This window comes from Stutzerimonas sp. S1 (genome assembly GCF_025966695.1).
In the GTDB taxonomy this organism is placed as follows: domain Bacteria; phylum Pseudomonadota; class Gammaproteobacteria; order Pseudomonadales; family Pseudomonadaceae; genus Stutzerimonas.
Genome location: NZ_JAOEIY010000008.1, coordinates 108,505 through 127,565, shown reverse-complemented (window position 1 = coordinate 127,565; position 19,061 = coordinate 108,505). Strand labels below are relative to the sequence as shown.

Annotated in this window: 19 protein-coding genes; 6 read left to right on the top strand and 13 right to left on the bottom strand. The window is 68.1% G+C overall.

Annotated features, from left to right (window positions below):
* Position 1: 1 nt before the first annotated feature.
* The 3 genes from N8H22_RS18230 to N8H22_RS18220 form a co-directional block, all read right to left on the bottom strand.
* Positions 2–625 (bottom strand): LysE family translocator, encoded by a 624-nt coding sequence (locus N8H22_RS18230; protein WP_264591918.1) that lies wholly within the window; start codon positions 623–625, stop codon positions 2–4.
* Between the two features lie 65 nt (positions 626–690).
* Positions 691–1,515, bottom strand: coding sequence for an AraC family transcriptional regulator (locus N8H22_RS18225; RefSeq protein ID WP_264591917.1), 825 nt, complete (start codon positions 1,513–1,515; stop codon positions 691–693).
* The gene (locus tag N8H22_RS18220; RefSeq protein ID WP_264591916.1) at positions 1,487–2,347 is read right to left on the bottom strand and encodes an NAD-dependent epimerase/dehydratase family protein; all 861 of its coding nucleotides are present in this window, start codon (positions 2,345–2,347) and stop codon (positions 1,487–1,489) included. Before N8H22_RS18220 ends, N8H22_RS18225 begins: the two co-directional genes overlap by 29 nt.
* Positions 2,348–2,554: 207 nt before the next feature.
* Here N8H22_RS18220 and N8H22_RS18215 point away from each other — a divergent pair, with 207 nt between their 5' ends.
* The 3 genes from N8H22_RS18215 to N8H22_RS18205 all read left to right on the top strand — a co-directional run bounded on the left by N8H22_RS18215 (position 2,555) and on the right by N8H22_RS18205 (position 7,028).
* Positions 2,555–3,475 (top strand): hydrogen peroxide-inducible genes activator, encoded by a 921-nt coding sequence (locus N8H22_RS18215; protein ID WP_264591915.1) that lies wholly within the window; start codon positions 2,555–2,557, stop codon positions 3,473–3,475.
* A gap of 4 nt (positions 3,476–3,479) precedes the next feature.
* A complete protein-coding gene (gene recG / locus N8H22_RS18210) occupies positions 3,480–5,552 on the top strand; it encodes an ATP-dependent DNA helicase RecG (RefSeq protein ID WP_264591914.1) in 2,073 nt (690 codons plus the stop codon).
* 75 nt (positions 5,553–5,627) lie between these two features.
* Positions 5,628–7,028, top strand: a complete 1,401-nt coding sequence (locus tag N8H22_RS18205; RefSeq protein ID WP_264591913.1) for an aminoacyl-tRNA deacylase and HDOD domain-containing protein — start codon at positions 5,628–5,630, stop codon at positions 7,026–7,028.
* Between the two features lie 21 nt (positions 7,029–7,049).
* Here N8H22_RS18205 and N8H22_RS18200 read toward each other — a convergent pair whose 3' ends face one another.
* The 9 genes from N8H22_RS18200 to gspE are packed head-to-tail and all read right to left on the bottom strand — an operon-like array spanning position 7,050 to position 14,616.
* Positions 7,050–7,565 carry a type II secretion system protein M gene (locus N8H22_RS18200; protein ID WP_264591912.1) on the bottom strand — a complete coding sequence of 172 codons (516 nt, stop codon included), beginning with the start codon at positions 7,563–7,565 and terminating at the stop codon, positions 7,050–7,052.
* Between the two features lie 2 nt (positions 7,566–7,567).
* Positions 7,568–8,704 carry a type II secretion system protein GspL gene (gene gspL / locus N8H22_RS18195; protein ID WP_264591911.1) on the bottom strand — a complete coding sequence of 379 codons (1,137 nt, stop codon included), beginning with the start codon at positions 8,702–8,704 and terminating at the stop codon, positions 7,568–7,570.
* A gap of 3 nt (positions 8,705–8,707) precedes the next feature.
* Positions 8,708–9,673, bottom strand: coding sequence for a type II secretion system minor pseudopilin GspK (gspK, locus tag N8H22_RS18190; protein ID WP_264591910.1), 966 nt, complete (start codon positions 9,671–9,673; stop codon positions 8,708–8,710).
* On the bottom strand, positions 9,670–10,407 hold the full coding sequence (gene gspJ / locus N8H22_RS18185; RefSeq protein WP_264591909.1) for a type II secretion system minor pseudopilin GspJ: 738 nt from the start codon (positions 10,405–10,407) through the stop codon (positions 9,670–9,672). The genes gspK and gspJ overlap by 4 nt, the downstream gene beginning before the upstream one ends.
* On the bottom strand, positions 10,404–10,838 hold the full coding sequence (gspI, locus tag N8H22_RS18180) for a type II secretion system minor pseudopilin GspI (RefSeq protein WP_272890891.1): 435 nt from the start codon (positions 10,836–10,838) through the stop codon (positions 10,404–10,406). The genes gspJ and gspI overlap by 4 nt, the downstream gene beginning before the upstream one ends.
* Complete coding sequence (gene gspH, locus N8H22_RS18175; protein ID WP_264591908.1) at positions 10,835–11,428, bottom strand: type II secretion system minor pseudopilin GspH; 594 nt, start codon at positions 11,426–11,428, stop codon at positions 10,835–10,837. The genes gspI and gspH overlap by 4 nt, the downstream gene beginning before the upstream one ends.
* 3 nt (positions 11,429–11,431) lie before the next feature.
* Entirely contained in the window at positions 11,432–11,866 is a 435-nt protein-coding gene (gene gspG, locus N8H22_RS18170; protein ID WP_008567466.1) for a type II secretion system major pseudopilin GspG, read from the bottom strand.
* Positions 11,867–11,871: 5 nt separating this feature from the next.
* Positions 11,872–13,086: a GspF family T2SS innner membrane protein variant XcpS gene (gene xcpS / locus N8H22_RS18165; protein WP_264591907.1), complete on the bottom strand. Its 1,215-nt coding sequence runs from the start codon at positions 13,084–13,086 to the stop codon at positions 11,872–11,874.
* A 39-nt stretch (positions 13,087–13,125) separates the two neighbouring features.
* Positions 13,126–14,616: a type II secretion system ATPase GspE gene (gene gspE, locus N8H22_RS18160; protein WP_264591986.1), complete on the bottom strand. Its 1,491-nt coding sequence runs from the start codon at positions 14,614–14,616 to the stop codon at positions 13,126–13,128.
* Between the two features lie 552 nt (positions 14,617–15,168).
* Here gspE and N8H22_RS18155 point away from each other — a divergent pair.
* Genes N8H22_RS18155 through N8H22_RS18145 form a run of 3 tightly spaced genes read left to right on the top strand, consistent with a single transcriptional unit; the run spans position 15,169 to position 18,061 of the window.
* Complete coding sequence (locus tag N8H22_RS18155; protein WP_264591906.1) at positions 15,169–16,290, top strand: Re/Si-specific NAD(P)(+) transhydrogenase subunit alpha; 1,122 nt, start codon at positions 15,169–15,171, stop codon at positions 16,288–16,290.
* 13 nt (positions 16,291–16,303) lie between these two features.
* Positions 16,304–16,621 (top strand): NAD(P) transhydrogenase subunit alpha, encoded by a 318-nt coding sequence (locus N8H22_RS18150; RefSeq protein WP_003284152.1) that lies wholly within the window; start codon positions 16,304–16,306, stop codon positions 16,619–16,621.
* A 3-nt stretch (positions 16,622–16,624) separates the two neighbouring features.
* Positions 16,625–18,061 (top strand): NAD(P)(+) transhydrogenase (Re/Si-specific) subunit beta, encoded by a 1,437-nt coding sequence (locus N8H22_RS18145; RefSeq protein WP_264591905.1) that lies wholly within the window; start codon positions 16,625–16,627, stop codon positions 18,059–18,061.
* Between the two features lie 89 nt (positions 18,062–18,150).
* On the opposite strand, the gene N8H22_RS18140 is transcribed toward N8H22_RS18145, so the two are convergent.
* The gene (locus N8H22_RS18140; protein WP_264591904.1) at positions 18,151–19,041 is read right to left on the bottom strand and encodes a LysR substrate-binding domain-containing protein; all 891 of its coding nucleotides are present in this window, start codon (positions 19,039–19,041) and stop codon (positions 18,151–18,153) included.
* Between the last annotated feature and the right edge of the window lie 20 nt (positions 19,042–19,061).

The following is a 19,061-nucleotide window of genomic DNA, read 5'->3' as shown; positions in this document are numbered from 1 at the left end:
GTCACCGCGGCACGCCGGTGATCAGCAACCAGCCACCGAGCGCCAGCAGCAACGCACCGCACAGACGATCGAGCGTGCGCACCCGCCGGCGCAGCCAGCCGCGCCAGCGCACGTGGCCGAGCAGGCGCACCAGGGCCAGGTCCCAGCCGAGCACCACCGCCGCCATCCAGCTCATGGCCAGCGCCAGCCCCCAACCGGGCACGGCGGCTTCGCGCAGCACGCCGAACAAGCCGGCATAGAACAGCGGCAGCTTGGGATTCAGGCTGCTGGCCAGCAGACCCTGGACGAAGCCGGCCCGCCAGCGCCCACCGGTCTCGCCGGCGCCGTCCGGTAGTTGCAGCTCGCGCCGGGCCAGCAGCGCCTGGCCGCCGAGCCAGCAGAAATAGCCGCCGCCGAGCAGCTGCAAGCTGCGCCACAGCCAGCCATTGGCGCCCGGCAGCGCTGCCAGGGCGAGCAGCACCAGCAGCATCGACAGCAAATTCGCCAGGGCGATGCCGGCCGCGCAGCCATCGGCCTGCCGCCGGCCATGCAGCAACGCCGCGCGGATCAGCAGGAAGAAGTCCGGCCCCGGCGACAGCAAGGCGGCGAAATGCGTACCGGCAACCAGCAGAAACAACCCGAGCATGACCGCCTCCTTCGACAGGGACGGCCAGACTGCCGGCAGCGGCCGGCGGCGGTCTTGGAAGAAACTCAGGCGCGCGCGGTGGCGCGGAACTGCCCCGGCGTGACACCGGTGAAGCGGCGGAAGGTGCCGCTGAAGTGCGCCTGATCGTAGAAGCCCAAGCCCAGCGCCAGCTCGACCAGCGCCTCGCCGTCGAGCAGGCGGCGCTTGGCCTCGCGGATGCGCCGCTGCAGCAGCCAGGTATGCGGCGGCACGCCGTAGGCGCGGCGGAAGGCTTCGATCAGATGACGCGGATGGCGCTGCAGCTGCTCGGCCAGCGCCTGCAGGCTGACCGCCTCGGCGTAATGCTGCTCGAGGTAATCGCGCAGCGCAGCGACCGTGCCGCCGTCGCGCCGTGCCGCCTGCATCGGTCGCAGACCGCCGTGGCGGGTGAACACCAGTTCCAGCAGATGCAGCAGGCGGCTCTCCAGGCCGAGCGCGTCGCCGTACTGGAAATCGACGGCCAGTTGTGCCAGGCCGGCGGCCACGGCGCCATCGTCGGCCGGATTGAGCTGGCGAAAGCCGCGCGGCAGCTGCTTGCGCCCGAGCAGTGCCGGCAGCCGCGCCTCCTCGACGTAGAGCATGCGGTAGATCAGCCGCGGCGACTCGGCGTGGCCGGTGTGCGGCTCCTGCGGATTCATCAACGACAGCGTGCCGGCCGGCAGCGCATGGCGCGCGCCGCGGCATTGGTAGCCGCCGACGCCGTGGAGGATGGCGCCGATGGCGAACGCATCGTGACTATGACGACCGAACGGCTGGCCGGAGAAATCGGCATGGAACAGCTCCACGCCGGGTAGCCAGGGCCGCGCCAGCAGGCGGTTGCCGTCAGTCACGCCGCTCGCCGAGCGCGGCATAGCCGTTGCGATAGCTGGAGTACTGCGGCGCCCAGCCGAGCGCGCGGGCACGGGCATTGCTGCAGCGCTTGCTGCCGGCGCGGCGGGTCATGCTCTGCTCGGCCCACTGAGTGACGCCGAGGCGCGCGCGCAGCCAGTCGACCACCTCGTGCAGCGGCGCCGGATCGTCATCGACGCCCAGGTAGCAATCGTCCAGCGGCTCGCCACGCGCATCAGCCTGCAGCAGGAACGCCAGCAGCGCGGCGGCGTCGTCGCGGTGCAGGCGGTTGCTGTACTGCGGCGGATCGCGCTCGACGCGCAGGCCGGCGCGCACCTGATTCTGCATCCACGGCCGCGCCGGATCGTACAGCCCGCCCATGCGCACCACTGTCGCCGGCAGCCCGCAGCCGAGCACCTGGCGCTCGGCCTCCAGCATCACCCGGCCGGTGTAGCCGCTGGGTTCGGTGGCCGAGGTCTCGTCGATCCACTCACCATCGTGCTGGCCGTAGACACCGGTACTGGAGACGAACAACAGCCGCCGCGGCCGCTGGCCGCGCTGCTCCAGCCAGTCGAGCACATGCCGCACGCCGTCGACATAGGCCTGCCGATAGCCTGCCTCGTCGTGCTGGCTGGCCGAGGCGGCGTAGACCAGATAGTCCAGCTCGCCATTCGGCCAGGTACGCGGACACTCGGCGCTGCTCAGGTCACCCTTGACCGGCAGAATCGGCACCGGCAGGCCGGCGGCTTCCCGGCGCATGCCATACACCCGCCAGCCCGCACGACTCAGCTGCAGACCGAGACGGCATCCCACATCGCCACACCCGGCGATCAATACCGAATAACGCTTGCCCATCCCTCATCCTCCGGCAATACACCGAAACCGCATGGCCATCCTGTGATGCGCAGTGTAGCGCCGTGGCGGCGCTACACGTCGATTGGCAAGCAGTCGCCGGAAAAGCGCGTGGCAATACAGCGCGACCGGCTTCCCGCGGCTGCTTGCGCAGTTGGTTAGACCGCCACGCAAAGGCTATGCTTGGCGCCAACCTAATGGACGCTGACTATGACCCTGACCGAACTGCGCTACATCGTCACCCTCGCCCAGGAACAGCACTTCGGCCGCGCCGCTGAGCGCTGCCACGTCAGTCAGCCGACCCTCTCGGTCGGCGTGAAGAAGCTCGAGGACGAGCTGGGCGTGCTGATCTTCGAACGCACCAAGAGCGCGGTGCGTCTGACCCCGGTCGGCGAGGGCATCGTCACCCAGGCGCAGAAAGTGCTGGAGCAGGCGCAGAGCATCCGCGAGCTGGCCCAGGTCGGCAAGAACCAGCTGGCCGCGCCGCTCAAGGTCGGCGCCATCTACACCGTCGGCCCGTACATGTTCCCGCACCTGATCCCGCAGCTGCACCGCGTGGCGCCGGACATGCCGCTGTACATCGAGGAAAACTTCACCCATATCCTGCGCGACAAGCTGCGCACCGGTGAGCTGGACGCGATCATCATCGCGCTGCCGTTCCAGGAAGCCGACGTGCTGACCAAGCCGCTCTACGACGAGCCGTTCTACGTGCTGATGCCGGCCGACCACCCGTGGACGGCGAAGGAAACCATCGACGCCGAGATGCTCAACGACAAGAGCCTGCTGCTGCTCGGCGAAGGCCACTGCTTCCGCGATCAGGTGCTCGAAGCCTGCCCGACCACCCGCAAGGGCGAGGCACCGAGCCACACCACGGTCGAATCGAGCTCGCTGGAAACCATCCGCCACATGGTCGCGTCGGGCCTGGGCGTGTCGATCCTGCCGCTGTCGGCGGTGGAGAGCCACCATTACTCCACCGGCGTGCTGGAAGTGCGTCCGCTGACCCCGCCGGTGCCCTTTCGTACCGTGGCGATCGCCTGGCGCGCCAGCTTCCCGCGGCCCAAGGCCATCGAGATCCTCGCCGACTCGATCCGCCTGTGTTCGGTAGGCAAGCCGCCAGCGGCGAAAGCCTGAGGCCATGAGCGAACTGGCGACCGTCCCGGTCACCGCACTCAAGGGCGTCGGCGCCGCGCTGGCCGAGAAGCTCGCCAGGGTCGGCCTGGAAACCCTGCAGGACGTGCTCTTCCACCTGCCGCTGCGCTACCAGGACCGCACCCGCGTGGTGCCCATCGGCGCGCTACGTCCGGGGCAGGACGCGGTGATCGAGGGCGTGGTCTGCGGCGCCGATATCGTCATGGGCCGCCGGCGCAGCCTGCTGGTACGCCTGCAGGACGGCAGTGGCACCCTGAGTCTGCGCTTCTACCATTTCAGCCAGGCGCAGAAGGAAGCCCTGAAGCGTGGCACCCAGCTGCGCTGCTATGGCGAGGCACGCCCTGGTGCCTCGGGGCTGGAGATCTACCACCCGGAATACCGCGCGCTCACCGGCGAACCGGCGCCCGTCGAACAGACCCTGACGCCGATCTACCCGACCACCGAAGGCCTCACCCAGCAGCGCCTGCGCAATCTCAGCGAGCAGGCGCTGGCGCGGCTCGGCCCGCACAGCCTGCCGGACTGGCTGCCCGCCGAGCTGGCGCGTGACTACCAGCTCGGGCCGCTGGATCAGGCATTGCGCTACCTGCACCGCCCACCGGCCGACGCCAATCTGGAAGAACTCGCCGAAGGTCGTCACTGGGCGCAACACCGGCTGGCCTTCGAGGAACTGCTGACCCACCAGCTGTCACTGCAACGCCTGCGCGAACGGGTACGCGCCCAGCAGGCGCCGGCGCTGCCGCCGGCGCAAACCCTGCCGCAGCGCTTTCTCGCCAACCTCGGCTTCAGCCCGACCGGCGCGCAGCAACGGGTTGGCGCCGAGATTGCCTATGACCTCGCGCAGGACGAACCGATGCTGCGTCTGGTGCAGGGCGACGTTGGCGCCGGCAAGACCGTGGTTGCCGCCCTCGCCGCGCTGCAGGCGCTGGAGGCCGGCTATCAGGTGGCGCTGATGGCGCCGACGGAAATCCTCGCCGAGCAGCACTTTCTCAACTTCAGCAAGTGGCTCGAACCGCTCGGCATCGAGGTCGCCTGGCTGGCCGGCAAGCTCAAGGGCAAGGCCCGCGCCGCCGCGCTGGAACAGATCGCCGGCGGCTGCCCGATGGTGGTCGGCACCCATGCGCTGTTCCAGGACGAGGTGCTGTTCAAGCGCCTGGCGCTGGTGATCATCGACGAGCAGCACCGCTTCGGCGTGCAGCAACGTCTGGCGCTGCGGCAGAAGGGCATCGACGGCCGGCTCTGCCCGCACCAGCTGATCATGACCGCCACGCCGATCCCGCGGACCCTGGCGATGAGCGCCTACGCCGATCTCGACACCTCGATCCTCGACGAGCTGCCGCCCGGTCGCACGCCGGTGAACACCCTGGTGATCGCCGACAGCCGCCGCTTGGAAGTCATCGAGCGGGTGCGCATCGCCTGCAACGAGGGGCGCCAGGCCTATTGGGTGTGCACGCTGATCGAGGAATCCGAGGAACTCACCTGCCAGGCCGCGGAAACCACCTTTGAAGACCTCTCGGCGGCGCTCATAGGCCTGCGCGTCGGGCTGATCCACGGGCGCATGAAGCCGGGCGAGAAAGCCGCGGTGATGGAGCAGTTCAAGCGCGGCGAACTGCAGCTCTTGGTCGCTACCACCGTCATCGAAGTCGGCGTCGACGTACCCAACGCCAGTCTGATGATCATCGAGAACCCTGAGCGTCTGGGCCTGGCCCAACTGCACCAGCTGCGCGGGCGGGTCGGCCGCGGCAGCGCGGCCAGCCATTGCGTGCTGCTCTACCATCCGCCGCTGTCGCAGCTCGGCCGCGAACGGCTGGCGATCATGCGCGAGACCTGCGACGGCTTCCTGATCGCCGAAAAGGACCTGGAACTGCGCGGCCCCGGCGAAATGCTCGGCACCCGCCAGACCGGTCTCTTGCAGTTCAAGGTCGCCGACCTGATGCGCGATGCCGACCTGCTGCCGGCGGTGCGCGACGCCGCCCAGGAGTTGCTGGCGCGCTGGCCGCAGCATGTCAGCCCGCTGCTTGAGCGTTGGCTGCGTCATGGCCAGGAATACGGCCAGGTGTGACAACCATCCGTCGCCACAACTTCCCCGGCTGACGGCTTCGCTATACTCCGGCAGGTCACTAACACGGGTCCGCTCATGAATTCTGCTGTCGATACCGAAAGCTGCTCCGAACTGCCGCTTCTGATCACCAAGCTGTTGAAAGACCTCGGCGTGAACTACCAGATCCAGCGCGATCGCCCCAATTTCCCAGCGGCCCAGCGGGTGCAGGCGGTGCTGCTGGACGACAGCATCGGCGCGATGCTGGTGCTGTTTCCCCAGGACCATCTGCTCGACCTCGCCCGCCTCGCCGAACTCACCGGCCGGCAGCTGCTGGCGGTCAAACCGGAGCGTCTGGCGCGCATGCTCGGCAAACACGAGCTGAGCCGCCTGCCGGGCCTGCCGCCGCTGACCAGTTCGCCCTGCCTGTACGAAGAATGCCTGCTGCAGCAGCCGCGCCTGCTGGTCGAGTCGGGCCAGCCCGGGCTGCTGGTGGAAGTCGCCGGAGGCGATTTCAAGCGCCTGCTGAGCAAGGCCAGCGCGGGCAACTTCGCCGTGCCGCTGAGCCGGATCCGGCCGAATCTGGACCGTCCGGACGACGACCGCGAGGAGATCACCCTGGCGGTGCAGAGCTTCACCGCGCGGCGCATCCAGCAGCGCCTGGAACAGACCATCGAGATTCCGCCGCTGCCGCACACCGCGCAGCGCATCATCAAGCTGCGCGTCACGCCGGAAGCCACCATCGACGACATCACCGGCGTGGTGGAAACCGACCCGGCGCTGGCCGCACAGGTCATCAGCTGGGCGGCGTCGCCGTACTACGCGGCGCCGGGGCGCATCCGCTCGGTGGAAGATGCCATCGTCCGCGTGCTGGGCTTCGACTTGGTGATCAACCTGGCCCTGGGTCTCGCCCTCGGCAAGACCCTCAGCCTGCCCAAGGACCACCCGCAGCAAGCCACGCCGTACTGGCAACAGGCGATCTACACCGCCGCGGTGATCGAAGGCCTGGCGCGCGCGATCCCGCGCGAAGCACGCCCGGAGATGGGCCTGAGCTACCTCGCCGGACTGCTGCACAACTTCGGCTATCTGGTGCTGGCACACGTGTTCCCGCCGCACTTCTCGCTGATCTGCCGGCATCAGGAGGTCAACCCGCACCTGAGCCACAGCCACATCGAACAGCACCTGCTGGGCATCACTCGCGAGCAGATCGGTGCCTGGCTGATGCGCCTGTGGGGCATGCCGGACGAAGTGGCCAACGCACTGCGCTTCCAGAACGACCCCAGCTATGCCGGCGAGCATGCGGCCTATCCAAACCTGGTCTGCCTGGCCGTGCGCCTGCTGCGTCAGCGTGGCATCGGCAGCGGCGGCGAGCAGGACATCCCGCAGCAGCTGCTGGATCGCCTCAGCCTCAGCCGCGAGAAGGCCGACGATGCCGTGACCAAGGTGCTCACTGCCGAAGCCGCCCTGCGCGCGCTGGCCATGCCCTTTCCGCACCACTGAAGGGCCGGGCGCGGGCCGCGCTCAGCCGCCCGCGCGCAACCCCACCCGCGCATCCACCAGCCCCTCGCCAGCCCGCTCGAGGCTGACTTCGCTGAGGCTCACGCCGAGCGCCTGCAGCTCGGCCAGCCAGCGCAGCAGCAGCGTGTAGGAGGCGCCCGGCAGGCTGACCTGCAGACCGCCGTCGGCGCCACTGTCGAAGCTCTCGATACGCAGGTTGCTCTGCTGCGCGCTTTGCGTGACCAGCCCCTGCAACTCCTCCGGCGCCAGCATCACTTCCTCGCCGCCACGCCCCATCTGTCGTGCCAGTTCGCTGTTCTGCTCGAGGTAGGCGTACAGCTCGCGTTGTGTCTGGTAGTGCTCACGTGCGGCGGCGGCGTGGCGCTGCGCCGGCAGCCATAGCCACAGGTAGAACAACACGACGACGAGAAAGGCGGCGAGCAGGCCGAGCGCCAGCCGTTCGCGCGGGGCCAGGCGTTGCCAGCGCCGCCACAGCGGGGAGTCGGTCAGGCGCACGGCCAGTTGCTGCTTGAGATTCATCGTCAGCCTCCGATCACTACGCGGGCGCTGACGGCATCGCCGTCGCGACTCGCCGAGCCAAGCTGCACGCTCTGACCCTGCTCGTTGAGGCGCTGGCGCAGCTGTTCCAGCGCGGCGAAATCGGCGGCGCGCACCTCCAGCGCCAGATCGCCGCGGGTATGGTTGTAGTCCAGCCGGTCGACCGTCACCGGCGTGCCGTCGGCGACCGCGCTGGCAGCACGCTCCAGCAGATGCATGAAGCCGACCTGGGCGCCGCTGCTGCGCGCCAGGTGGTCATCGAACTGCGCGCGCAGATTGACGATGCGCGTGTCAGCCGGGAACAGCTCGCGGTACAGCGCCAGGCTGGCGTCGGCATGCAGGTCGCCCTGACGCTGGAAGTACCAGCCCTGCGCCAGGTTGAAGCCCAGCTGTACCAGCAGGATCAGCCCGAGGGTGGCGAATAGCGGCTTCCAGCGGCTCAGGCCACTGCCGCCGACGTCGATCGCGAACTCACCCTGGGCCAGATTGACCGCCGCCGCCCGTCCGCTGGCAAGCCAGGCATAGGGCTCGGCAAGGTGCTGGTAGTCATCCACCAGCGGCGGCGCCGTCTCGCCATCGCCCTGGGCATGGCGGGGTGATGGGCAATGCTCGGCCAGCGCCGGCCACTGCTCGGCGGCAAAGGCCAGACGCGCTTCCGGGCTGCCACCGAGCAGGCCGCGCGGGCCGAGCAGGAGCAGCTGGCTGCCGCTACGCGGCAACAGATCGGCATCAACATGAATGGCGACGATCAGCAGCCCCAGCGCGCGCAACTGCTGCAACCAGCCCTCCAGCAGGCCGCGGCGGATCGCAATGACCCGGTGGCGGCCGTCTTCCAGCACCTCGCCGAGGCTCAGATGCAACTCGTCGACGTTTTCCGCCAGCAGCTCCTCGGCGGCGTAGGCCAGTGCCTGCTGCAGCCAGCGTGCCTTGCGTGTCGGCAGCGCCACGGCGAAGGCGCTGCAGTGTTCGGCCGGCAGCACCAGCGTGACCGCGCCCTGCGCGGCAGCGGCGCACTGCGCCAGGCTCAGCCAGCCACCGCTGCCCTCGCGCGGCAGCCAGTAGCCGCGCGTCTCCGGCTGCAGATGCGCGCCACAGTCGGCGGGCAGAAACAGGCAGTCCATGATCTATCGCTCTCCCTCATCGGTTGGTTCGGGCAGGCGCGGCGGCTGCCCGAGATTGCGCGCCAGCACGCGGACGGTACCGTCCTGCTCGCGCTGCAGCAGGCTGACCAGCGCCAGCCGGCGGTCGCCCAGGTGGACTTCGCTGGTGACCTGGAAGAATTGACTGCCGACCGCCAGCGCGGTGCCCTGCAGCGTGTTGCCGGCCATGGCCGGCTGCGCAAGAAACGCCGCGGTGTCGCGGAAACCACCGGCCCGGCGCGCTTCGACCAGCGCCTCGGCCGCACCGAGACTGAGGTTGTCGCCCAGGCTGGAAAGGACCAGCGCGCTGGCGGTGTTGACGTTCAGGCCGTTGTCGGCGGGCAGTGCGGCGACATGCGGCGCCAGACGCTGGAAGTCCTCGTCGCGCATGTCCAGCAGCAGGCGCAGTTCGGACAGATCGAACAGCCGGCGGTTGGCCGTGCGGTACGGTGGGTCCAGCAGCAGGTAGGCGTTGTCCTCGGCGCCGAGCTCGCCACTGGGTTGCTGGTCGAGGTCCAGCCAGTCGACCAGGCGTTCGGCGTAGGGCGCGGTGATCTGCAGGCGCAGCAGCAGGCGACGGAATTGCGCCAGCGCCGCGGCGTTGGCCTGGCCGTTCTTCACCAGGCTGTTGAGGTTGAAGCGCCCGGCCAAGTCCTCGATGTGCACGCGGATCTCCCCTTCGTCGACGGCGAACGCCGGCCGCGGCAACGCCCAGGGCTCGCCGAGGTGGTCGATCGCCGGCTGACCGCCTGCGCGTGCATCGCGCTGCAGGATCGACTGCGCCAGCGCCTCGCCGCCCAGCGCGTAATGCCAGGCCTGGCGCGCCTGCAGCTGGTTGCTGCTGGCGCGGATCGCCAGCTGCTGGCGCGCCACCATCGCCGCGCTGATCACGGTGACAATCGCCACCACCAGCAGCACGGTGATCAGGGCCACACCCCGTTGCGCCCTCATTGCGGCACCACGGCGGGCGGCTCCGGCGCGCCTTCATCGGGCGAGCCAGGCACGCCCTCGGCGCCCGGCAGCTGCATCTGCGCCTGCTCCGGCGGCCCGTCCGGCAAGCGCAGCAGACGGCTGATGCGGCCGTAACGCGGGTGCTCGAGGATCAGCTCGACGGCGATCGGCAAGCGCTGCGCGGCCTGCTCGCTACCGCCGGCGCCGTAATCGAAGGGTGGCCATTCGTCATGCCAGGCCTGCTGTTCATCGAGGTAACGCAGCTGCAGTGCGCGAACCTCGTCGAGCACCGCCTGCACGCGCGGCTGGCTGTCAACGTCGCGGTCGAGCACCACCCAGTAGACGCGCTCCAGGCGCTCGCCAGCCAAGCGCCAGCGCACCCGCTGCAGGTTGGCGCGGCGCAGGCCGGTAGGGTTGCGCCAGCCGCTGCGGGTCAGCTCCAGCACGGGCGCGCCATCATCGCCTTCGAGCTGGCCGATCAGCGCGTTGCGCTCGTCACCATAGCTGTCACGTACCGGTCGGCCGGCAACCTGCAGCAGATCGCGCTCGAACACCCACAGCGCGCGGCTCAGCTCGCGCAAGCGCTGTTCCTGCTCGGCGGTCGCCGCGTCGCTGCGCAGCACCGCCTCGAGCATGCGGTAGGTGCCGAGGCCAAGCAGGGCGAACAGGGCGATGGCGATCAGCAGTTCGAGCAGGGTAAAGCCGGCCATGCGCCGCGGCAGCTGCGAATTCATTGCGCCAGCCCCGGCTGGCCGCTGCCGGCCTGGCGCACCGCGATGAAGCCGCTGAGGCTGGTCACCGCACGCTCGGGCAGCGGCCGGTTGCGCGCGCGACGCTCGTCCAGCGCGACCCAGACGGTGACGCGCAGCAGGCCGGGGTCGCTGCTGGCCTCGATCTCGCTGAGGGTTTGCCACTGGCGGCCGGCGTATTCGAGGTCGCGCGTCTCGCGGCCGGGCGCCGGCGTGCTCGGCTGCAGCTGCAGTTCGGTGAGGCGGTTGTCGGCGATCCAGCCGGCCAGGGTCAGTTCTTCCAGCCGCCCGGCATTGCTCAGGCTGCGCCCGGCGGCGGTGAGCACCACGGCGGCGACGGTGGCGAAGATCGCCAGCGCCACCAGCACTTCGAGCAGGGTGAAGCCGCGGCCGGCCCTGGCCATCGACGCACTCATCGCCTGTGCTCGAGCAGTTCGGCCTGCGGCAGGCGCAGGCCGTCGCTGGCGATCAGCCAGGTGCTGCCGTCGGCCTTGCGCTCGGACAGGCGCAGGCTGAACGGCGACAGTTCACCACTGGAGAGGATCAGCAGCTGCGGTTCCAGCCGCGGGCCGTTGTTGCGTGCGCGGCTGCGCTCGCCGCTGCGCCCGCGGCTGTCGGCATCGCTCAGCCCGGCGCGGTCGTCCGCCTTCCTGACCGGCGCCACCAGCTCGAGCGGCGTGCCATCCAGTTCCAGCTCCAGGCGCATCCACTCCGGCAGCCGGTGCACCTTGCGCCGTTCGACCTCACGCCAGCGCGCGTCGGCCTCGTCGTAACGCAGCACGCGGTAGCTCTCGCGGTTGACCAGCAGGCCGTATTCGCGGCTGTCGAGCACCGCCTCGTCGCTGAGCACGCCGATCAGCGCGGCGATCCGCCGGGCCTCGTCACGCAGCTCGCGCGAGGTGCTCGAACTGCCGGTGGTGAGCACCGCCAGGCTGACCAGGATGCCCAACAGGACGATGACCACCAGCAGTTCGATGAGGGTGAAGGCGCGGGCGCGCCGGCGCATCAGTCAGAGGTCCCAGTTGCCGATGTCCGCGTTGAGGTCCGAGCCGCCGGGCTTGCCGTCGGCGCCGAAGGAGTACAGGTCGAACTGGCCGCGGGTGCCCGGCGACAGGTACTGGTATTCGTTGCCCCATGGGTCCTTGGGCAGGCGCTTGAGGTAGCCGTCGCGGTTCCAGTTCTTCGGCTGTGGGTTGCCGCTGGGCTTGTTCACCAGCGCTTCCAGCCCCTGCTGGGTGCTCGGATAGGCGAAGTTGTCCAGCTTGTACATGTCCAGCGCGGCGGCGACGGCCTTGATGTCGCCCTTGGCCACGGTGACCTTGGCCTGCTCGGGGCGGCTCATCACCTGTGGCACCACCAGCGCGGCGAGGATGCCGAGGATGACCACCACCACCATGATCTCGATGAGGGTGAAGCCCCCTTGCGTGCGTCGTTGCAACTTCATTGTCGTTACCCCACCAGTTGGTTGAGAGAAAGGATCGGCATCAGGATCGCCAGCACGATGACCAGCACCACCGCGCCCATGAACACCAGCATGAACGGTTCGAACAGGCCGACCAGCAGAGACACCTGGGCGGCGAGGTCGTTCTCCTGATTGCGCGCGGTGCGCGCCAGCATCTGATCCAGTTCACCGGATTTCTCGCCGCTGGCGATCATGTGCAGCATCATCGGCGGGAATTCGCCGGTGGCCTCCAGCGCGCGGGTCAGACTGCTGCCTTCGCGGACCTTCTGCGCCGCTTCGACCACCCGCTCGCGGATGCGCAGGTTGGCGATCACCGCGGCGGCGATGGACAGCGCCTCCACCAGCGGCACGCCGCTGCGTGTGAGGATCGCCAGGGTCGAGGCGAAACGCGCCGTGTTGGTCGCCCGGCTCAACCGACCGATCAACGGTATCCGCAGGATGAACGCATGCCAGCGCTGGCGCAGCGCCGGATCGTGCAGCGCCGCACGCATGGCCAGCACGAACGCGGTAATGCCGAGCACGATCAGCCAGCCCCAGTTCTTCACCACGTCGCTGGTGGCGATCAGCCCGCGGGTCAGCACCGGCAGCTCCTGGCCGGTGTTGACGAACACCTTGACCACGTCCGGCACCACGTAGCCGAGCAGCAGCACGACGATGGCCAGCGAGGCGACCATCAGGATCACCGGATAGAGCAGCGCCAGCTGGATCTTCTGCCGCGACTGCTGACGCTGGTCGGTGTAGTCGGCCAGCTGGTCGAGCACCAGCCCGAGATGGCCGGCGTGCTCGCCGGCCGCCACGGTGGCGCGATAGAGCTCGGGAAAGGCCGACGGATACTCGCGCAGCGCCGCGGCCAGGCTGTGGCCTTCCATCACCCGCGCGCGCACGGCCAGCAGCATCGACTTGATCTTCGCCGAGGTGGACTGCGCCGCCGCCGCGCGCAGGGCTTCCTCGATCGGCAGTGCCGCCTGCACCAGCGTCGCCAGCTGGCGGGTGACCAGCGCCAGATCGCGCGCCGACAGGCCACGACCGAAGCTGAAACCGCCGCGACTGACATCCTCCTTGGACTTGGCCTGCTTCACCTCCAGCGGCGCCCACTGCTTGTCGCGCAGCAGCTGGCGCGCCTGACGCGGGCTGTCGGCTTCGATCAGGCCCTTCTGCTCGCGGCCACGCGCATCTAGCGCGAGATATTCGAAGGCGGCCATCAGCGCTGCTCTCCGCAGCGCGCCGGACGGCGCTGAACGTCATTCCTCACGCGTCACCCGCAGTACTTCCTCGATGGTGGTCACGCCTTCGCGCACCTTGCGCAGGCCGTCGTCACGGATGCTCGGGCCGAGTTCGCGGGCGTGGCGCAGCATGTCCTGCTCGCTGGCGCGGGTGTGCACCATCGTGCGCAGGGCGTCGTCGAATATCACCAGTTCGTAGATACCGGTACGGCCGCGATAACCGAGCCCACGGCAGTGCTCGCAGCCTTCGGCGTGATACAGCGTCGGCGCCGCGTCCGGCGTCACGCCGAACAGCGCGCATTCGGCGGCATCGGCCACATAGGGGCGCTTGCAGTCGTGGCACAGCACCCGCACCAGGCGCTGGGCCAGCACGCCGAGCAGCGACGAGGAAATCAGGAACGGCTCGACGCCCATGTCCACCAGACGGGTGACGGCGCCGATGGCGCTGTTGGTGTGCAGCGTGGAGAGCACCAGGTGGCCAGTGAGCGAGGCCTGCACCGCCATGTCGGCAGTTTCCTGATCGCGGATCTCGCCGACCATCACCACGTCCGGGTCCTGGCGCAGGATGGCGCGCAGGCCGCGGGCGAAGGTCATGTCGACCTTGGTGTTGACCTGGGTCTGGCCGATGCCCTCGAGGTGGTATTCGATGGGGTCCTCGACGGTGAGGATGTTGCGCGTGCGGTCGTTGAGTGTGGTCAGCGCGGCGTACAGCGTGGTGGTCTTGCCCGAGCCGGTGGGGCCGGTGACGAGGATGATGCCGTGCGGCTTCTTCACCGCCTGCTCCAGCTGCTCGCGATCCTGCTCGCTCATGCCCAAATGGCGCAGGGTCAGCCGCCCAGCCTGCTTGTCCAGCAGGCGCAGCACCACGCGCTCGCCATTGGCCGAAGGCAGGGTGGAGACGCGGATATCGACCTCGCGGCCGCCGACGCGCAGGGAAATGCGCCCGTCCTGCGGAATGCGCTTCTCGGCGATGTCCAGCTTGGCCATGACCTTGATCCGCGAGACCAGCAGCGCCGCCAGCTCACGCTTGGGCTGCACCACTTCACGAAGGATGCCGTCGACGCGGAAGCGGATCACCAGGCGCTTCTCGAAGGTTTCGATATGGATATCCGAGGCGTTCTCGGCAATCGCCTCGCCGAGGATGGCGTTGATCAGGCGGATGATCGGCGCGTCGTCCTCCTGCTCCAGCAGGTCCTCGGTTTCCTGGATCTGGTCGGCCAGGCTGGCCAGGTCGAGGTCATTGCCCAGCCCTTCGACCATCAGCATCGCCGCCGAGGAATCGTGCTGATAGGCCATGCTCAGTGCCTGCTCGAAGTCAGCTTGCGGCAGCCATTGCAGTGCCAGCGGCATGCCGGCAATGCGCTGCGCCTCCTGCACCGCGGTCAGCGCGGCATCCTCGCGCAGGCACAGGCTCGCAGCGCCATCCCGCTCGACGAGGAACACGCCGTGACGGCGCGCGAAGGCGAACGGCAGCCGACGCAAGCCCGGCTGTTCCAGCAACGCGGTCATCTCGCTCACATCCAGTTCGGGCATCTTGCAGCTCCACCAGGGCGATGCGCGGCAACCCGACGTCACCGCGCTCGAACCACTCCAGGCCGATAGGTCGGCACAACCAATTCGGTTGGACTACAAGGATTGAATGACATTTCAACCATTGCGCGAATTTCCTCTGCCGACGGGTGACACCGACACCAAGGTCGGACATGGCCGGCACCGCCGACGAATACCGCATCGATAACGCGTCATTCATGATCCGTGCGGATTTCCGGCATGCCGCAACCTTTTCACCGGCGCGAGCCCAAAGCTCTCGCCGGCTGGAGCGCTGAAGGCCGAATCGATGGTCATCCTGCGACTGCTCCGTCAAATACAATCGTTTGATTGAAACAGTTGTTTGATTTTTTTCATGCTTGCAGAATGCCGCGCCGAGCCGGCTCTTTTTCACAGCCACCGGGCTGGTTCCACCGTTTCAACCCCGGCCGCCAGAGCAGTGGCCGGGTGAAAAAGCTCGCCAGGGCAGCGGTTACCGCGCTCTGGTCAAGATCACGCAGGAGAACAACAACAATGCACATCGGTGTTCCTCTCGAAACCCACTCCGGGGAGACGCGCGTCGCCGCGACCCCGGAAACCGTCAAGAAACTGATCGGCCAAGGGCACCGGGTGACGCTGCAAAGCGGCGCCGGGTTGCTTTCCAGCGTGCCGGACAGCGCCTATGAGGCGGTCGGTGCAACCATCGGCGATGCGGCCGCGGCCTTTGCCGCCGAGCTGGTGCTGAAGGTCAATGCGCCGGACGATGCCGAACTGGCGCAGATGCAGTCCGGCAGCGTGCTGCTGGGCATGCTCAACCCGTTCGACAATGACTGCATCGCGCGCATGGCTGCCCGCGGCATCACCGCCTTCGCGCTGGAGGCCGCGCCGCGTACGTCCCGTGCACAGAGCCTGGACGTGCTGTCGTCGCAAGCCAACATCGCCGGCTACAAGGCGGTGCTGCTCGGCGCCCATCACTACCCGCGCTTCATGCCGATGCTGATGACCGCCGCCGGTACGGTGAAGGCCGCGCGCGTGCTGATCCTCGGGGCCGGTGTCGCCGGCCTGCAGGCCATCGCTACGGCTAAGCGCCTGGGCGCGGTGGTCGAGGCCTCCGACGTGCGTCCGGCGGTGAAGGAGCAGATCGAATCGCTCGGCGCCAAGTTCATCGACGTGCCGCTGGAGACCGACGAGGAGCGCGAATGCGCCGAAGGCGTCGGCGGCTATGCGCGGCCGATGCCGGCCTCGTGGATGGCGCGTCAGGCGCAGGCGGTGCACGAGCGTGCGCTGCAGTCGGACATCGTCATCACCACCGCGCTGATTCCGGGCCGCAAGGCGCCGACGCTGCTGCAGGAAGCCACCGTCGAGCAGATGAAGCCCGGCTCGGTGATCGTCGACCTGGCAGCCGGCCACGGCGGCAACTGCCCGCTGACCGAGATTGATCAGGTGGTGGTGCGCCACGGCGTGACCCTCGTCGGTCACGCCAACCTGGCGACGCTGGTGCCGGCCGACGCCTCGGCGCTGTACGCGCGCAACCTGCTGGATTTCCTCAAGCTGGTCATCGACAAGGACGGCCAGTTCCAGCTCAACCTCGAAGACGACATCGTCGCCGCGTGCCTGATGTGCCGCGACGGCCAGGTCGTGCGGACCAACGGTTAAGGGAGACGCGAACATGGATCTGATTTCGGACGGCATCTACAACCTGATCATCTTCGTGCTGGCGATCTACGTCGGCTACCACGTGGTCTGGAACGTCACCCCGGCCCTGCACACCCCGCTGATGGCGGTTACCAACGCGATCTCGGCGATCGTCATCGTCGGCGCCATGCTGGCCGCCGCGCTCACCGTCACCCCGCTGGGCAAGGCGATGGGCACCCTGGCCGTGGCGCTGGCTGCGGTCAACGTCTTCGGTGGCTTCCTGGTCACCCGACGCATGCTGGAAATGTTCAAGAAGAAGGACCGCAGCGCGGCCAAGGCAGAGGGCAAGTAAGCCATGAGCATGAACCTCATCACCGTTCTCTACCTCATCGCCTCGGTGTGCTTCATCCAAGCACTGAAGGGCCTGTCCCACCCCACCACCTCACGCCGCGGCAACCTGTTCGGCATGATCGGCATGGGTCTGGCCGTGCTCACCACCGTCGGCCTGATCTTCAAGCTCGGCAGCGAGCTGGCCACCGCCGGCATCGGCTACGTGATCGTCGGCCTGCTGATCGGCGGTACCGCCGGTTCGATCATGGCCAAGCGCGTCGAGATGACCAAGATGCCCGAGCTGGTCGCCTTCATGCACAGCATGATCGGCCTGGCCGCGGTATTCATCGCCATTGCCGCGGTGGTCGAGCCGCAGTCGCTGGGCATCGTTGCGCAGCTGGGTGACGCGATTCCGGCCGGTAACCGCCTGGAGCTGTTCCTTGGTGCGGCCATCGGTGCGATCACCTTCTCCGGTTCGGTGATCGCCTTCGGCAAGCTGTCGGGTAAGTACAAGTTCCGCCTGTTCCAGGGCGCCCCGGTGGTGTTCAAGGGCCAGCACATGGTCAACCTGGCCGTCGGCCTGGCGATCATCGGCCTCGGCCTGATCTTCACCTTCACCGGCAACCTGACCGCCTTCGCCATCCTGGTGGCACTGGCCTTCGTCATCGGCGTGCTGATCATCATCCCCATCGGCGGTGCGGACATGCCGGTGGTGGTGTCGATGCTCAACTCGTATTCGGGCTGGGCGGCCGCCGGTATCGGCTTCTCGCTGAACAACTCGATGCTGATCATCGCCGGCTCGCTGGTCGGTTCCTCCGGCGCGATCCTCTCGTACATCATGTGCAAGGCGATGAACCGCTCGTTCTTCAACGTGATCCTCGGTGGCTTCGGTGCGGACGCCGATGCCGGCGGCCCGGCCGGCGCGCAGCAGGAACGCAACGTGAAGTCCGGTTCCAGCGACGACGCCGCCTTCCTGCTGACCAACGCCGACACCGTGATCATCGTCCCCGGCTACGGCCTGGCGGTGGCCCGCGCGCAGCACGCGCTGATGGAGCTGGCCGAGAAGCTGGCCCACCGCGGCGTGACCGTGAAGTACGCGATCCACCCGGTCGCCGGCCGTATGCCCGGGCACATGAACGTGCTGCTGGCCGAGGCTGAGGTGCCGTACGAGCAGGTCTTCGAGATGGAGGACATCAACTCCGAGTTCGGCCAGGCCGACGTGGTGCTGGTGCTCGGCGCCAACGACGTGGTCAACCCGGCGGCGAAGACCGACCCGAAGTCGCCGATCGCCGGCATGCCGATCCTCGAGGCCTACAAGGCCAAGACAGTCATCGTCAACAAGCGCTCCATGGCCAGCGGCTATGCGGGCCTGGACAACGAACTGTTCTACATGGACAAGACCATGATGGTCTTCGGCGACGCCAAGAAGGTGGTCGAGGATATGGTCAAGGCCGTGGAATAGCGACTGGCGCTCTACGCAAAACACCGGCCTCGTGCCGGTGTTTTAGTTTCGGCCCGACGGCAACGCCCAGATCGATCAGGGCAGACGCGTCAGGTGGCTTCTTGCAGAAATACCTTGAATGCCTGCCACAACGGGCTGCGGTAGCGCTCCGGATGCCAGACGAGACAGAAGGTACGCTTCAACTGCAGGTCGCTGTCCAGCGCCACCAGCTCACCACGCGCCAGTTCCCCGGCCACACTCAGGCGCGACAGGCAGCCCAGGCCGAAGCCGGCGCGCAGCGCCTGCTTGATCGCCTCGTGCTGATTCAACTCCATCCGCACCCGCAGGCGCTCGGCATGCTGCAAGGTGGCGGCCTCGAACACCGCACGTGAGCCGGAACCGGGCTCGCGCAGGATCCACGACTCGCGCTGCAGGTCGGCGTCATCCAGCCGACCGCGCGCCGCAAGCGGATGCTCGGGCGCACAGACGATGAGCATCTCGTCGTGCCGCCAGACCTCGGATTTCAACCGCGGATCGCTGCACTGCCCCTCGATCAGGCCGAGATCGGCTTCGAAACTGAGCAGATCGGTGATCACTTCGCCGGTGTTGCGCAGCCGCATCTGTATGTCTGTCGCCGGGTGCCGTTCGCTGAAGCGGCCAACCAGCGGTGGCAGCAGATAGGTTCCAATGGTCGCGCTGGCCGCCACAACCAGCGCGCCCTGCAGTTCGCCCTGCGGCTCGCGGGCCGCTTCGACGAACTCGGCCAGGTCATGTAGCAGCTGTTCGGCGCGCGGTAGCAGCCGGCGCCCCAAGTCGTTGAGCTGCAGCCGCCTGCCCAGACGCTGGAACAGCAGCAGGCCAAGCTGCTTTTCCAGGTCAGCCAGCGATTGGCTGGTCGCTGACTGCGACAGGCTCAGTTGCTGCGCAGCCGCAGCGACGGTACCGGAACGCGCTACGGCGACAAAAACCTGCAATTGGCGAAAGCTGATTCCGGGGTGCATTACGGTTTTTCCGATCAGTT